At 66.7% G+C, this 14377-nt stretch carries 14 protein-coding genes; 8 read left to right on the forward strand and 6 right to left on the reverse strand.

The window, feature by feature from the left end:
• Positions 1-2: 2 nt before the first annotated feature.
• The gene (locus tag G6N55_RS20710; RefSeq protein WP_085223525.1) at positions 3-1088 is read right to left on the reverse strand and encodes an aldo/keto reductase; all 1086 of its coding nucleotides are present in this window, start codon (positions 1086-1088) and stop codon (positions 3-5) included.
• Between the two features lie 82 nt (positions 1089-1170).
• Between G6N55_RS20710 and G6N55_RS20715 the strand changes: the two genes are divergently transcribed.
• Entirely contained in the window at positions 1171-1578 is a 408-nt protein-coding gene (locus G6N55_RS20715; protein WP_085223527.1) for a MarR family winged helix-turn-helix transcriptional regulator, read from the forward strand.
• A gap of 25 nt (positions 1579-1603) precedes the next feature.
• Positions 1604-2872 carry a phosphoribosylamine--glycine ligase gene (gene purD / locus G6N55_RS20720; protein WP_085223529.1) on the forward strand — a complete coding sequence of 423 codons (1269 nt, stop codon included), beginning with the start codon at positions 1604-1606 and terminating at the stop codon, positions 2870-2872.
• On the opposite strand, the gene G6N55_RS20725 is transcribed toward purD, so the two are convergent.
• Together G6N55_RS20725 and G6N55_RS20730 are read right to left on the reverse strand one after the other, a co-directional pair.
• Entirely contained in the window at positions 2869-4452 is a 1584-nt protein-coding gene (locus G6N55_RS20725) for a gamma-glutamyltransferase family protein (protein ID WP_085223530.1), read from the reverse strand. The two genes, purD and G6N55_RS20725, sit on opposite strands and share 4 nt — an antisense overlap.
• A gap of 72 nt (positions 4453-4524) precedes the next feature.
• Positions 4525-5442, reverse strand: coding sequence for an alpha/beta hydrolase-fold protein (locus G6N55_RS20730; protein ID WP_085223532.1), 918 nt, complete (start codon positions 5440-5442; stop codon positions 4525-4527).
• A gap of 61 nt (positions 5443-5503) precedes the next feature.
• On the opposite strand from G6N55_RS20730, the gene G6N55_RS20735 reads away from it, so the two are divergent.
• Positions 5504-6121 (forward strand): TetR/AcrR family transcriptional regulator, encoded by a 618-nt coding sequence (locus G6N55_RS20735; RefSeq protein WP_036471656.1) that lies wholly within the window; start codon positions 5504-5506, stop codon positions 6119-6121.
• A 3-nt stretch (positions 6122-6124) separates the two neighbouring features.
• On the opposite strand, the gene G6N55_RS20740 is transcribed toward G6N55_RS20735, so the two are convergent.
• On the reverse strand, positions 6125-6871 hold the full coding sequence (locus tag G6N55_RS20740; protein ID WP_085223534.1) for a DUF429 domain-containing protein: 747 nt from the start codon (positions 6869-6871) through the stop codon (positions 6125-6127).
• An 85-nt stretch (positions 6872-6956) separates the two neighbouring features.
• On the opposite strand from G6N55_RS20740, the gene purB reads away from it, so the two are divergent.
• Positions 6957-8375, forward strand: a complete 1419-nt coding sequence (purB, locus tag G6N55_RS20745) for an adenylosuccinate lyase (protein ID WP_085223536.1) — start codon at positions 6957-6959, stop codon at positions 8373-8375.
• A complete protein-coding gene (locus tag G6N55_RS20750) occupies positions 8372-9616 on the forward strand; it encodes a cytochrome P450 (protein ID WP_085223538.1) in 1245 nt (414 codons plus the stop codon). Before purB ends, G6N55_RS20750 begins: the two co-directional genes overlap by 4 nt.
• 8 nt (positions 9617-9624) lie before the next feature.
• On the opposite strand, the gene G6N55_RS20755 is transcribed toward G6N55_RS20750, so the two are convergent.
• Positions 9625-10245 (reverse strand): hypothetical protein, encoded by a 621-nt coding sequence (locus G6N55_RS20755; protein ID WP_085223539.1) that lies wholly within the window; start codon positions 10243-10245, stop codon positions 9625-9627.
• Between the two features lie 57 nt (positions 10246-10302).
• Between G6N55_RS20755 and G6N55_RS20760 the strand changes: the two genes are divergently transcribed.
• Positions 10303-11196 carry a phosphoribosylaminoimidazolesuccinocarboxamide synthase gene (locus G6N55_RS20760; protein ID WP_085223541.1) on the forward strand — a complete coding sequence of 298 codons (894 nt, stop codon included), beginning with the start codon at positions 10303-10305 and terminating at the stop codon, positions 11194-11196.
• The gene (locus G6N55_RS20765; protein ID WP_085223543.1) at positions 11193-13343 is read left to right on the forward strand and encodes a S9 family peptidase; all 2151 of its coding nucleotides are present in this window, start codon (positions 11193-11195) and stop codon (positions 13341-13343) included. Before G6N55_RS20760 ends, G6N55_RS20765 begins: the two co-directional genes overlap by 4 nt.
• Here G6N55_RS20765 and G6N55_RS20770 read toward each other — a convergent pair.
• Complete coding sequence (locus G6N55_RS20770) at positions 13272-13718, reverse strand: DoxX family protein (protein ID WP_085223545.1); 447 nt, start codon at positions 13716-13718, stop codon at positions 13272-13274. The genes G6N55_RS20765 and G6N55_RS20770 overlap by 72 nt on opposite strands.
• 93 nt (positions 13719-13811) lie before the next feature.
• Between G6N55_RS20770 and G6N55_RS20775 the strand changes: the two genes are divergently transcribed.
• Complete coding sequence (locus tag G6N55_RS20775; RefSeq protein ID WP_085223960.1) at positions 13812-14375, forward strand: TetR/AcrR family transcriptional regulator; 564 nt, start codon at positions 13812-13814, stop codon at positions 14373-14375.
• Positions 14376-14377: the final 2 nt, after the last annotated feature.

Raw genomic sequence — 14377 nt, forward strand, 5'->3', positions numbered from 1 at the left:
ACTCAGTAAGGCTGGCCGCCTTCGGGCATCACATATTCCGAGGGTGGCGCAGTTACACCATTGATCGTTGTGCCGCCATTGATCATGCCGGGAGCCATGTCCAGCATGTTCTGCGGGAAGCCAAGACTCGGTTTGGTCAGCTTGTCGAGCCGGGCCAGTTCCTCGACGGCCAGGTTCACGTCGACGGCGCGAAGGTTGTCGTCGAGCTGCGTGAGCCTGCGTGCCCCAACGATGATCGACGAGACGGCGGGTTGGGCGCGCAGCCATGCCAGCGCCACCGCGGCAACGTTCGTCTCGTGCGTCTTGGCGATGATCTCGAGTTCGTCGATGAGGGCGTAGGTCTTCTCGGTGAGCGAGCTCTCCACGAGTGGGCCGCGACCGGCATCGTGCTGACCGGCATTTTGGCGGGTGTACTTGCCGCTGAGCACGCCGTTTTTCAGCGGCGACCACGGCGTGATGCCGAGGCCGAATTCGCTGGCCATCGGAACCAGCTCCCGCTCGACGGTGCGTTCGAGCAGCGAGTACTCGATCTGCAGGCCGATGAAGGTCGACCAGCCGCGGAAACGGGCGATCAGGTTGGCCTCGACGATCTTCCAGGCCGGGGTGTCCGAAACGCCGATGTAGCGAACCTTGCCGGCCGCCACCAGGTCGTCGAGTGCGGCCATCGTCTCCTCGATCGGGGTGTTCTTGTCCCACATGTGCAGCCAGTACAGGTCGATGTAGTCGGTTTGCAGGCGGCGCAGCGAGTTTTCGCAGGCGCTGATCAGCGATTTGCGGCCCGCGCCACCACCATTGGGATCGCCGGGGTACAGGTTGCCGCTGAACTTGGTCGCGATCACCAGGCGATCGCGCCGCGCGGCGTGGCGCCCGATGTGGTCGCCGAGGATCTTCTCGGAGTGGCTGCGGGTGTAGAAGTTGGCGGTGTCGATGAAGTTGCCGCCGAGTTCGGTGTAGCGATCGATGATCTGCTGAGATTCCTCCACGCTGGTGCCCCAGCCGAGGTCCTCCCCGAACGTCATCGCGCCCAGGCACAGGGGGCTGACGCGCAAGCCGGACCGTCCGAGTGTCACGTATTGATCCAGAGGCATGATGGCGACTTCCTGGTAGATTGTTCGGATATGAGGTTGTTCATTACTAAACTAGTTCACGGCTGAACGATCTGGCAAGTCAATGTCTGCAGTTGACGGGGCCAAGATCTGGTCGCTGAACTATCGGGTGCTGCTCTCGGTCATATCGTGCGCCGAGGCCGACATCTGCGCGCTCGGGCTCGAGTCCAAGGAGCTGTTCCTGCTCGCCGAGATCAACGAGCATCCCTATCCGGCAGAGTTGGCCGCGGCGTTGAGCATGCCGAAGGCGACGGTGACGCTTTATCTGAAGCGGCTCGAGGCCGCCGGGTTCGTGCGCCGGGAGATCGACCCGTCCGATTTGCGGCGGCATCGCCTGCTGCTGACCGCCCCCGGGCGCCAAGCCGCTGCGAAAGGCCTGGCGCTGCTGTCCGCCGAGTTCAACAAGCGTCTTGGACGTCTCACCGCGGCGCAGCAAACGGAGCTGAAAAACCTGCTCGAGAAAATTCTGTAACGCGGTGCCGCTAGTCTGACCTGTCGTGCGCGTTCTGGTGATCGGCTCCGGTGCCCGTGAACATGCCCTGCTGCTGGCTCTGAGTAGAGATCCGCAGGTCACGGGGCTAGCGATTGCTCCCGGCAATGCCGGCACCGCCCGGCTGGCCGAGCAACACGACGTCGACATCACCTCCGGCGCGGACGTCGTCGCGCTGGCCCGCGAGGTCCGGGCCGACCTGGTTGTCATCGGCCCCGAAGTCCCCTTGGTGCTCGGCGTGGCCGACGCGGTGCGCGCCGCCGGAATCGCCTGCTTCGGGCCTGGCAAGGACGCGGCCCGCATCGAGGGATCGAAGGCATTCGCCAAGGAGGTCATGGCGGCCGCCGGGGTGCGGACCGCTTCCAGCGAAATCGTGGACAATCCGGCGCATTTGGATGCGGCCCTGGATCGCTTCGGGCCGCCCGCCGGCGACCCGGCCTGGGTGGTCAAGGACGACTCCTTGGCCGCGGGCAAGGGCGTGGTGGTGACAGCGGATCGCGACGCCGCCCGCGCCCATGGCGCCGGCCTGCTCGAGGCCGGTCACCCCGTGCTGCTGGAGTCCTTCCTCGACGGCCCAGAGGTTTCGCTGTTCTGCGTGGTCGACGGCGAGACGGTGGTGCCGCTGCTGCCGGCACAGGATTTCAAACGAGTGGGTGACGGCGACGCCGGCCCGAACACCGGTGGCATGGGCGCCTATGCGCCGTTGCCGTGGCTGCCCGGCGACGTGTACCGCGAAATCGTCAGCGGCATCGTCGAACCCGTTGCGGCCGAGATGGTTCGGCGCGGCTGCCCGTTCTCTGGACTGCTCTATGTCGGGCTTGCGATTACCGCGAAGGGACCCGCGGTGGTCGAATTCAATTGCCGTTTCGGCGATCCGGAGACCCAGGCGGTGCTGGCACTGCTGGATTCACCGCTCGGGCAACTGCTCTACGCGGCCGGGACCGGCGCGCTGGCCGGCTTCGGCGAGTTGAGCTGGCGCGATGGCGCCGCCGTGACCGTGGTGCTGGCCGCCGAAAACTATCCCGGACGTCCTCGGGTCGGCGATGTCATCGGTGGATCCGAAGCAGACGGGGTGCTGCATGCGGGAACGGCGCGGCGCGACGACGGTGCCATCGTCTCATCGGGTGGGCGGGTGCTGTCGGTGGTGGGCACCGGCGCCGACCTGACCGGTGCGCGTGCCGAAGCGTATCGGATTCTCGACTCAATTCGGTTGCCGGGCAGCCACTTCCGCAGCGACATCGGCCTGTTGGCGCAAGAAGGCAAAATCAATGTCTAGAAAGCCACGGCCTGACCGTCGCGGCGCGGGTCACTCGCCGCGAGATACCCGTCGTCGAGGCGCCAAATCGCTTGGCAGCTGCCGAATGCGTTGTAGTCGTCCACCGCGAGCAGGTCGTGCCCGCGCCGGCGCAATTCGTCGAGCGTCGACGGCGCGAAACCCGGCTCGCAGCTGACCTGCATGCCCTGTACCCAGCGAAACCGCGGGCCGTCGCAGGCCGCTTGCGGATTCTGGCCGTAGTCGGCGATGCGGACCAATACCTGCACGTGGCCCTGGGGTTGCATCGGACCGCCCATCACCCCGAAGCTCATCACGGGCGCGCCGTCCTTGGTCACGAAGCCCGGGATGATCGTCTGGTAGGGCCGTTTGTTGGGCCCGACCTGATTCGGATGTCCTTGATTAGCAACGAAACCCGCTCCGCGGTTTTGCAGTGAGATGCCGGTGCCCGGAACCACGACGCCGGACCCGAACCCGGTGTAGTTCGACTGGATCATCGACACCATCACGCCCGCGGCATCGGCCGCGGTGAGATAGACGGTGCCCCCGGGCGGGGTACCCGCTGTTGCGGGTTTGGCCCGATTGTGGTCGATCAGCGCGGCCCGCCGCTTCAGGTACCCCGCATCCAGCAGCTCCTCGGGGCGCACCGCCATGTGGTCGATGTCGGAGACGTAGGCCTGCGCGTCCGCGAACGCCAGCTTGAGCGCCTCGATCTGCAGATGCACGCTGCCGGCGGAATCGACGGACAGCGAGGACATGTCGAAATTCGCGAGGATCCCGAGCGCGATCAGAGCCACGATGCCCTGGCCGTTGGGTGGTAATTCGTGGACGGTGTAGCCGCGGTAGGTTCCGCTGATCGTGTTCACCCAATCGGCGCGGTGCGCGGCGAGGTCGCCGGCCCGCAGTGCGCCGCCGTTCGCCGTTGCGTGCGCTTCGAGTTGGGCCGCCAGTTCGCCGCGGTAGAACGCCTCGCCGTTGGTCGCGGCGATCTTTTCCAGGGTGGCCGCATGCGCGGGAAGCCGAAAGCGCTCACCGGGTTTCGGTGCCCGACCGTCGGGCAGAAAAGCCTCGGCGAAGCCCGGCTGCGATTCGAACAGCGGCACCTGTGCCGCCCATTGCTGCGCGATCGTCGGTGAAACCGGAAAGCCGTTGCGGCCGTAGGAGATCGCCGGCTCGAAGAGGCGCTCGAACGGAAGCTTGCCGAACTTGGCGTGCAACTCGACCCAGGCCGACACCGCTCCGGGCACCGTCACCGAATTCCAGCCCAGCCCGGGAACATCGTTGCCGCCGAAGTACTCCGGCGTCCAGGCCGCCGGCGAACGACCCGATGCGTTCAGTCCGTGTAACTGCTTGCCGTCCCAGACGATCGCGAAGGCATCCGAGCCGATGCCGTTGGACACCGGCTCCACCACCGTGAGCGCGATGGCGGTCGCGACGGCCGCGTCGGCGGCACTGCCGCCCTCGGCGAGCATCCGAAGGCCCGCTTGCGCGGCGAGCGGTTGCGAAGTGCAGACGACGTTTGATCCCAGAACGGGCTTTCGTGGCCAGGCGTACGGGAAGTTCCAGTCGAACGGTGCGCTCACCCACGCGAGCGTAGCGCTGCGGCTAATCTCGACGTGATTTTTCGGCGTGGCGTTACGCTCGGGGCGGAAAACTTACGCCGTCAGCAGCGGTGCCATCCAGGTCAGTTCGGCCGGCAGCTGCGAGCTCCAGAACGCGGGGTTGTGACCGCCGGGCGAGAAACCACCCGCGGGCGGGTTGGGTAGCGAAGCGATGAATTGCTTGGTCGCGTCGTAGAACGGATCGCTGTCGCCGCAGTCGATCCGGATCGGAATGGACGCCAGCGCCGGCATTCCGAACACCGAATTCGCCGCGAAGTCGTCGGGGCCGTCGAAGGCCCCGGGTGCGGCCGCCCCGGAAGACATCCACAACGCCGGGCTCACCGCACAGATCGCCGCGGTGCGCGCCGGTCCCAGCCGGCCGCCGAGCAGTAATGCGCCGTAGCCGCCCATCGACCAGCCCAGGAATGCCACCCGCGAGGTGTCCAGCCGCTGGCTGTCCAGCATCGGAATCAGCTCGTTCAGCACCATCGCGCCGGCGTCCTCGCCCGAAGAGCGCTTGTGCCAATAGCCGCCGCCGCCGTCGACGGCGACGACCGCGAATGGCGGCAACCCCGCGTCGACGGCCTGGGCCAGACCCTGTTCGACACCACCGGCCATCACGCCGGCCGCGTCATTGCCCTTGCCGTGCAGCGCGATCACCGGGCGCAGCGCCTTGGTCTGCCCCGGCGGCCGGGCGATCGCCCAGTTGGTCGATATCCCGCCACGTGCCGCCGAGACGAAGGAACCGGTCGTCATCGTCGGTGCAGGGTCTTCCGGGGGAGCGGGCGCCAGCGGCGTGGTGGGCGGCGGCGCCAACGGAGCCTGAGTGCCGGCCCTCGACACCGGAATGCTGCGAGATGGTCTGGCGTGTAACAGGTTGTCGAGCGCAAACACACCGGTCGCACCTATTGCCGCGCTGGCACCAAGACCGAGCACGGCGCGGCGGCTCAAGTCGGGCATGCGGGCCATCATGCCATGGCCGTTTAGCGGAAATGGCAATGCAGTACCACTTTGACTGGCACGATGGCTACTCGTGACTGCAGCGGTTACTCCGAAAGGAGAACGTCGACGGTATGCGCTAGTGAGCGCTGCCGCCGAGCTGCTTGCCGAAGGCGGGTTCGAAGCGGTGCGCCACCGGGCCGTCGCGCAGCGGGCCGGTCTGCCGTTGGCGTCGACTACCTATTACTTCTCGTCTCTTGACGACTTGATCGCCCGCGCGGTCGAACACATCGCGATGATCGAGGTGGCGCAGCTGCGAGCCCGGGTCAACGCGCTGTCCCGGCGGCGCCGCGGCCCCGAGACCACCGCCGAGGTACTGGTCGACCTGCTGGTCGGGGACCTCTCGGATCAGACCCTCGTCGAGCAGCTGATATCGCGATACGAGCGCAACATCGCCTGCACCCGACTGACCGCGTTGCGCGAAACGATGCGCCGCAGCCTGCGCCAGCGTGCCGACGCCGTGGCCGAGGCGATCGAGCGATCCGGCCGCGCCGTGCGTATCGAGCTGATCTGCACCTTGATCTGCGCGGTCGACGGTTCGGTGGTGTCCGCGCTGGTCGAGGGCCGCGACCCCCGCACCGCGGCGATGGGAACGGTGATCGACATCATCGACGTGCTGGCACCCATCGACGAGCGACCGGTACGGATCTGACCGTCACTGCCTGGTCAGGTCGTCGGGCAGCGACGGCGTCACGATGTACCCGTTGGCCGGATCCCCGTAAATCGTGATGAGATCCGGGCACCGGTGGGAGTAGAGCGCCACATAGGCGCAGACCACCGCATCGACCGGGTCTTCGGCGCGACGCAGTTCGCTCTTGCGCTGCGCCGTCGTCACCTGTGTGCGCAGAGTGACCCAGTCGGGGTGATCGGCGACGCGCACCGGAACGTCGGTGTCGGCAAGCCGCTCGACGCCCTCCATCAGCGCCACCAGCTCCGATTTGAGGTGCTCGAGGGTGCGGCCGGGTTTGGCCTTGTACTTCAGGGTCCGCTCCAGCCGGAACAACGCGACGGTCGCCGCGTGCGGGTAGACCTCGATCGCGCGCCTCCCGGTGGCCGAGCGCGGATCCAGGTCGAGGCCCAGCACTTCGGCCAACCGCGCGCCGCGCGGACCGTTGGCGAACTCGGGTTTGCCGGTGTTGGCCGGATGTGCGCCGGCTTCGAACCTGCGAAAGTCGCGGTTGAGCGCGGTCTCGGCCGGGCGTTGGCCAGTGGGGTTGTTCACCACCAGCGGTGCGTCGAACCCGACCACGCACTCCCGGCGCACGTAAGGGCGCAACATTGCCAGGATTTCGTCGTCGTCGCGGACCGCGCCGGCGCTCACCAGGCAACCGTCGGAGTCGACGACGGCGACACCGGTCGGGTTGCGGATGCCCCACGCGAGGTCGACGCCGGCGTAGTACACCGGGACAGGGTATGACGCGGAGTTTTGTCAGCGTGACGATGCAGCGGTGTCTGTGGGAAAGGCCCCGACCGTAAGCTGTGTGCTTGTGAGCATTCCGAATGTGCTGGCCGCCCGGTATGCCAGCGCCGAAATGGTCGGGATCTGGTCGCCGGAGGCCAAGGTCGTCGCCGAGCGGCGGCTGTGGCTGGCCGTGTTGCGGGCGCAGACCGAACTCGGAGTTCCGGTACCCGCGGAAGCGGTCGCCGATTACGAGCGAGTACTCGAGGACGTCGACCCGGCCTCGATCGCGGCGCGTGAGCGGGTGCTGCGGCATGACGTCAAGGCCCGCATCGAGGAATTCAACGCCCTGGCCGGTCACGAGCACGTGCACAAGGGGATGACCAGTCGCGACCTGACCGAGAACGTCGAGCAGCTGCAGATCCGGCGATCGCTGGAACTGGTGTTCTCCCACGGGGTGGCGGTCGTCGCGCGGCTTGCCGAAAGGGCCGTGACGTATCGCGATCTGGTGATGGCCGGGCGCAGCCACAACGTTGCCGCACAAGCCACCACGCTGGGCAAGCGGTTCGCGTCCGCGGCCCAAGAGACGCTGATCGCGTTGACCAGGCTGCGCGAGCTGATCGACCGCTACCCGCTGCGCGGCATCAAGGGCCCGATGGGCACCGCGCAGGACATGCTCGACCTGCTGGACGGCGACGCGGTCAATCTGGCCGAACTCGAGCGGCGTGTCGCTGAATTCCTGGGCTTTGCAACAGTTTTGACCAGTGTCGGGCAGGTCTATCCGCGCTCGCTGGACCACGACGTGCTCTCGGCGCTGGTGCAGCTGGGTGCCGGGCCGTCGTCGATGGCCCACACCATCCGGCTGATGGCGGGGCACGAACTCGTGACGGAAGGGTTCGCGGAGGGACAGGTCGGCTCCTCGGCGATGCCGCACAAGATGAACACCCGCAGCTGCGAACGGGTCAACGGGCTGCAGGTGGTGTTGCGCGGTTACGCCTCGATGGCCGCCGAGCTGGCCGGCGCTCAGTGGAACGAGGGCGACGTGTTCTGCTCGGTGGTACGCCGAGTTGCATTGCCGGACAGCTTCTTTGCGATCGACGGCCAGATCGAGACGTTTTTGACCGTGCTCGACGAGTTCGGTGCCTACCCGGCTGTGATCGAGCGCGAGCTGGATCGCTACCTGCCGTTCCTGGCCACCACGAAGGTGTTGATCGCGGCCGTGCGGGCCGGCATGGGTCGCGAGGCCGCGCACCACGTGATCCGCGAACACGCGGTGGCAACGGCGTTGGCGATGCGGGAGCGCGGCGCCGAGCCCGATCTGCTGGACCGGTTGGCGGCCGACGAGCGACTGCCGCTGGACCGCGCGGCGCTGGATGCCGCGCTGGCCGACAAGAAGGCGTTCACAGGCGCCGCGGGCGATCAGGTCGATGAGGTTGCCGCGCAGGTCGATTCGTTGGTGGGCCGCTACCCGGATGCGGCCAAGTACGCTCCGGGTGCAATCCTGTGACCCTCGCCGGCGCCCTCTCGGGGATCGACTTCACCGATCTGGACAACTTCGCCAACGGTTTTCCGCACGAGTTGTTCGCCGTGCATCGCCGCGAGGCGCCGGTCTACTGGCACGAGCCGACCGACAACACGCCGGACGGCGAGGGCTTCTGGTCCGTTGCAACCTACGCGGAAAGCCTTGCGGTGCTGAAGGACCCGGTGACATACTCGTCGGTGACCGGCGGTGCCCGGCCCTTCGGTGGGACCCTGTTGCAGGACCTGTCCATCGCGGGTCAGGTGCTCAACATGATGGACGACCCGCGGCACTCGCAGATTCGGCGGCTGGTCAGCTCCGGGTTGACGCCGCGGATGATCTCCTCCGTCGAAGACGATCTGCGGGACCGGGCCCGGCGGCTGCTGGATGACGTGGTGCCCGGCGAACCGTTCGACTTCCTCGTCGACATCGCCGCCGAACTGCCGATGCAGATGATCTGCATCCTGCTGGGAGTGCCTGAATCCGAACGGCATTGGCTATTCGAGGCCATCGAGCCACAATTCGACTTTGGCGGCTCGCGCAAGGCCGCGCTATCGCAGCTGTCCGCCGAAGAGGCCGGGTCGCGGATGTACAACTACGGCCAGGAGCTGATCGCGTCGAAACGCGCCAATCCGACCGACGACATGTTGTCGGTGGTGGCCAATGCGACGGTCGACGAGGTGGACGGACCGGTCCCGTCCGATCTCGAGGTGTATCTGTTCTTCAGCCTGCTGTTCAGCGCCGGCGCGGAGACGACTCGCAACGCGGTTGCGGGCGGGTTGCTGTCGCTGGCCGAGAATCCGGAGCAATTGCGCTCGCTGCGTGCTGATTTCGGCCTGCTGCCGACGGCGGTCGAGGAGATGGTGCGGTGGACGTCGCCGTCGCCGTCCAAGCGGCGCACCGCCACCCGCGACGTCGTCCTCGGCGGACGGTCGATCGAGGCCGGACAGAAGGTGCAGATCTGGGAGGGCTCGGCCAACCGCGATGCCGGCGTCTTCGACCGCGCGGACGAGTTCGACATCGGACGAAAGCCCAATCCGCACTTGGGCTTCGGCCAGGGTGTGCATTACTGCCTGGGTGCCAATCTGGCGCGCCTGGAGCTGCGCGTGCTGTACGAGGAGCTGCTGTCGCGCTTCGGCGCCGTGCGGGTGGTGCGGCCCGTCGAATGGACGCGAAGCAACCGCCACACCGGCATCCGGCATTTGGTCGTCGAACTCCACGACGCGTAGCGGGGGAGTCAGCGCGCGCGAAGCGTGATCCCCGCCGAGCGCAGTTCGAGGGCCGCCAGCGCGTGGATCGTGAAGGGATCCTCGCGTCGCCAGCCACCGACCGGATCGGCGCTGACGGCGGCCAGTTTTGCCGGCGAACGATTCGTCAGTGCCCGCAGCGCCAGCAGCTGTTCGCCGGCCGGAGTGGCGGCCAGGGCGGTCACGGTCAATTTGCGCCGGAAGAACCGCAGCCGCAGGTAAAGCCACGGTATGGTGGCGATCAGGATCGGGGGAGCGACGACTGCCAGTGCCAGCAGCACCGCGAGCCAGCCGGCCGTGGTGTCCAGCTCGTGCAGGGCGCCCGCGATCTCGACGGCGGCGTCGCCGGCCGAGGTGAGCGGCTTGCTGACCGTATCGCCGACGACCGGAATGTGTTGTGCGCCATGACCTGCCGAGGCCAAGCTCCCCGCGATGCTGTGGGTGCCGTTCTCGACCTGCCGGCCGGCGTCGGCGATTGTCACGATGGCGTCGTAGACGGCGGTGCCGACGAGCAACCAGATCGCCGTCCACACGACGATGACGGCGTCGCTGAACAGCTGGGCCAGCAATCGGCCGGGCGTGGTGGCGTAGGGCAAGAAGCGCGATCTCATAACCTCGATCCCAGCACAGCTACCGGCTCCGGGTGGGCTTCCCGATAGGCTGACGCGATGCGCCCCGCACTGTCGGACTACGAGCATCTGGCCAGCGGCAAGGTCCGCGAGCTGTACCGCGTCGACGAAGGCCACCTGTTGCTGGTCGCCAGCGACCGCATCTCGGCGTACGACTTCGTCCTGGACAGCACGATCCCGGACAAGGGCCGCATCCTCACCGCGATGAGCGTGTTCTTCTTCGGCCTGGTCGAGGCTCCCAATCACCTGGCCGGACCGCCGGACGACCCACGCATCCCCGACGAGGTGCTGGGCCGCGCGCTGGTCGTGCGTCAGCTGGAGATGATGCCGGTGGAGTGTGTGGCGCGCGGCTACCTGACCGGCTCGGGACTGCTGGACTATCAGGCGACCGGCCAGGTCTGCGGCATCACGCTGCCGCCCGGGCTGGTCGAGGCCAGCAAGTTCGCCCAGCCGCTGTTCACCCCGGCGACCAAGGCCGCGCTGGGCGATCACGACGAGAACATCGCCTTTAACCGGGTGATCGAGATGGTGGGTGCGGTACGCGCCAACCAGCTGCGCGACCGCACGTTGCAGATCTACGTGCAGGCCGCCGATCACGCCCTGACACGGGGAATCATCATTGCCGACACCAAGTTCGAATTCGGCACCGACCGCGACGGCAACCTGCTGCTGGCCGACGAGATCTTCACCCCGGACTCCTCGCGGTACTGGCCCGCCGAGGACTATCGCGTCGGGGTGGTCCAGACCAGTTTCGACAAGCAGTTCGTCCGCAACTGGCTCACCAGCCCCGAATCCGGCTGGGACCGCCACGGCACCCAACCCCCACCTCCGTTGCCGGCAGACATCATCGACGCTACCCGTGCCCGTTATATCAATGCCTACGAACGGATTTCCGGTTTGAGCTTCGGTGACTGGATCGGCCCCGCCGCATGACGGAGTCTGTCACCCCACCTGTCGCGAAGCGGGTGGAGACCACACGCGAGCACCACGGCGATGTGTTCGTCGATCCGTACGAGTGGCTGCGCGAAAAGTCGAACCCCGAAGTCATCGACTACCTCGAGGCGGAGAACTCCTACGTCGACCAGGCTCTTGCCCACTTGGAACCGTTGCGGCAAAAGATCTTCGACGAGATCAAGGCGCGTACCAAGGAAACAGACTTGTCGGTGCCGACCAGGCAAGGCGACTGGTGGTATTACTCACGCACCTTCGAGGGCAAGCAGTATCGCGTCCAGTGTCGTTGTCCGGTCCCAGATCCCGATGACTGGGCTCCGCCTGTTCTGGACGAGAACACCGAGATACCGGGCGAGCAGGTGCTGCTCGATTCGAACGAAGAAGCCGAGGGGCACGACTTCTTTTCCCTCGGCGCCGCCCTGGTCAGCCTGGATGCGAATCTGCTCGCGTACTCCGTCGATATCATCGGCGACGAACGGTATACGCTGCGGTTCAAGGACTTACGCACCGGCGAAAAGTACCCCGACGAAATAGCCGATATCGCAGGCGGGGTGACGTGGGCGGCCGACAACCGGACCGTGTACTACCTGACCCTGGACGACGCTCACCGCCCGGACAAGGTATGGCGGTATCGACTGGGCTCGTCAGAGCCGTCGGAATTGGTGTATCACGAAGCCGACGAACGGTTTTGGGTTGGTGCGGGCCTGAGCCGAAGCGAGGCCTACGTCTTCATCGCCTCGGGATCGTCGATCACCTCCGAGATCCGCTACGCCGACGCCGCCGACCCGCAGGCCGAGTTCACCGTCGTGCTGCCACGCCGCGAGGGTGTCGAGTACTCGGTGGAGCACGCGGTGGTCGGCGGACAGGATCGCTTTCTGATCCTGCACAACGACCAAGCGGTGAACTTCATGCTCGCCGAGGCCCCGGTCAGCGATCCCACCCAGCAACGCACCCTGATCGAGCATCGCGACGATGTTCGCCTGGAAGCCGCGGACGCCTTTGCCGGTCACCTGGTGATCAGTTACCGGCGCGCGGCGTTGCCACGAATCCAGTTGTGGCCCATCGGTTCCGACGGTGAGTACGGTGATCCCGAGGAGATCGCGTTCGATTCGGAGCTGATGTCGTCGGGCCTGGGCGCCAATCCGAACTGGGTTTCGCCCAAGCTGCGGATCAGGGCGGGATCGTTCGTGACGCCGTTGCGGGTCTACGACGTCGACCTGGGCACCGGCGAGCGCACCCTGTTGCGTGAGCAGCCCGTGCTCGGCGACTACCGCCCCAGCGACTACGTCGAGCGACGCGACTGGGCGCTCGCGGCCGACGGCACCCGTATCCCGGTGTCGATCGTGCATCGTGCCGGCCTCGAATTCCCGGCACCCACGCTCATCTACGGCTACGGCGCCTACGAAATATGCACGGATCCAACCTTTTCCATCGCGCGGTTGTCGCTGCTGGACCGCGGCATGGTGTTCGTCATCGCTCACGTGCGCGGCGGGGGAGAGATGGGCCGGCTGTGGTACGAGCACGGAAAGCTGCTGGAGAAGAAGAACACCTTTACCGACTTCATTGCGGCGGCACAGCATTTGGTGGACGCGGGAGTGACGCGTCCGCACGAGCTGGTGGCGTTGGGTGGCAGTGCGGGCGGGCTGCTGATGGGTGCGGTGGCCAACCTGGCGCCCGAGCTGTTCGCCGGGATCCTGGCTCAGGTCCCGTTCGTCGACCCGCTGACCACGATCCTCGATCCCTCGCTCCCGCTGACCGTCACCGAATGGGACGAGTGGGGAAATCCCTTGAACGACAGTGAAGTCTACGCGTACATGAAGTCGTATTCGCCCTATGAGAACGTCGAGACCAAGAAGTATCCAGCGATCCTGGCGATGACGTCGCTGAACGACACCCGGGTGTACTACGTGGAGCCGGCCAAGTGGGTAGCCGCGTTGCGGCATGCCAACACCGACGGAAGCCCGGTGCTGCTCAAGACGCAGATGGCCGCGGGCCATGGTGGCGTCAGTGGTCGCTACCGGGGCTGGCGGGAAACCGCGTTCCAGTACGCGTGGCTGCTAGCCGCTGCCGACGGCGACCGCTACGGCAGCGGCGAGGAAAACGATCTCGGTGGCGGTGCGCAGGGGTAGCCGGGTCGTCATCGACGTGGGCGGATTGGGCATCCGGGACGCGTAGACGTTGGCCGGGAACATGGCCAGCAGCAACAGCAACAGGCACCCGGCCGCCGCCATCCGGGTGGCGGGAAGCAGCAGCCCCGCCGCGCCCACGAGTTCCAGCACGCCGGTGACGGTGACCAGCAATCCGGGTGCGGGCAGCCGCGGCGGCACGATCGCGATCAGGTCGCGACGCATCGGCGGCGCGAAGTGTGCGATTCCGGTCAGGACGAACATGGCGGCCAGGCCGACCGCGATCGCCGCGGTCCAGCCGGCGACATAACCAACGCCGAGCAAGCCGGCGACTCGGGCGACGATGCTGCCCAACAGCAGTGCGATCAGCGGAGCCATCTCAGTTCCAATCTAGACAATGACAAGATCCGTTTTGGCTAAGGTAGGTCCATATCTAGTCAGTGTCAAGATGTCGCCGGTATGCTGGCCGCCATGGACCGTCCGAATTACCACCATGGTGACCTGCGCGCGGCGATCCTGAGCGAGGCCGCGCTTCTGGTGGCCGAACGCGGCGCGGACGGGCTGTCGTTGCGCGAGCTGGCCCGCAGCGCGGGCGTCTCACATGCCGCGCCGGCCCACCACTTTGTTGATCGCCGCGGATTGTTCACCGCACTGGCCGCGCAGGGGTTTCGGCTGCTGGCCGAGGCGCTCACCAACGCGCGGGGACACTTCGCCGATGCCGCCCTGGCCTACGTGCGGTTTGCCATCGAACATCCCGGCCACTATCAGGTGATGTTCAACAAGTCACTGCTGGACGTCGCGGACGCCGAACTGGCCGCCGCGGAGGCCGCCGCCGGTGCCGAGCTCTCGCGTGGCGTGGCGACGTTGCGTGATGCCCATGCGCAGTCCGACCCCGCGGGCGCGCAGTTGGCGGCATGGTCACTGGTGCACGGGTTTTCGACGCTGTGGCTCAATGACGCGGTCAATGCCCAGGTCAAGGAGACCGATCCAATGCAGACCGTGCTGCGGATCGCGACGATGCTGTTCGAGGGATAAGC

The organism is Mycobacterium florentinum (genome assembly GCF_010730355.1).
GTDB lineage: Bacteria > Actinomycetota > Actinomycetes > Mycobacteriales > Mycobacteriaceae > Mycobacterium > Mycobacterium florentinum.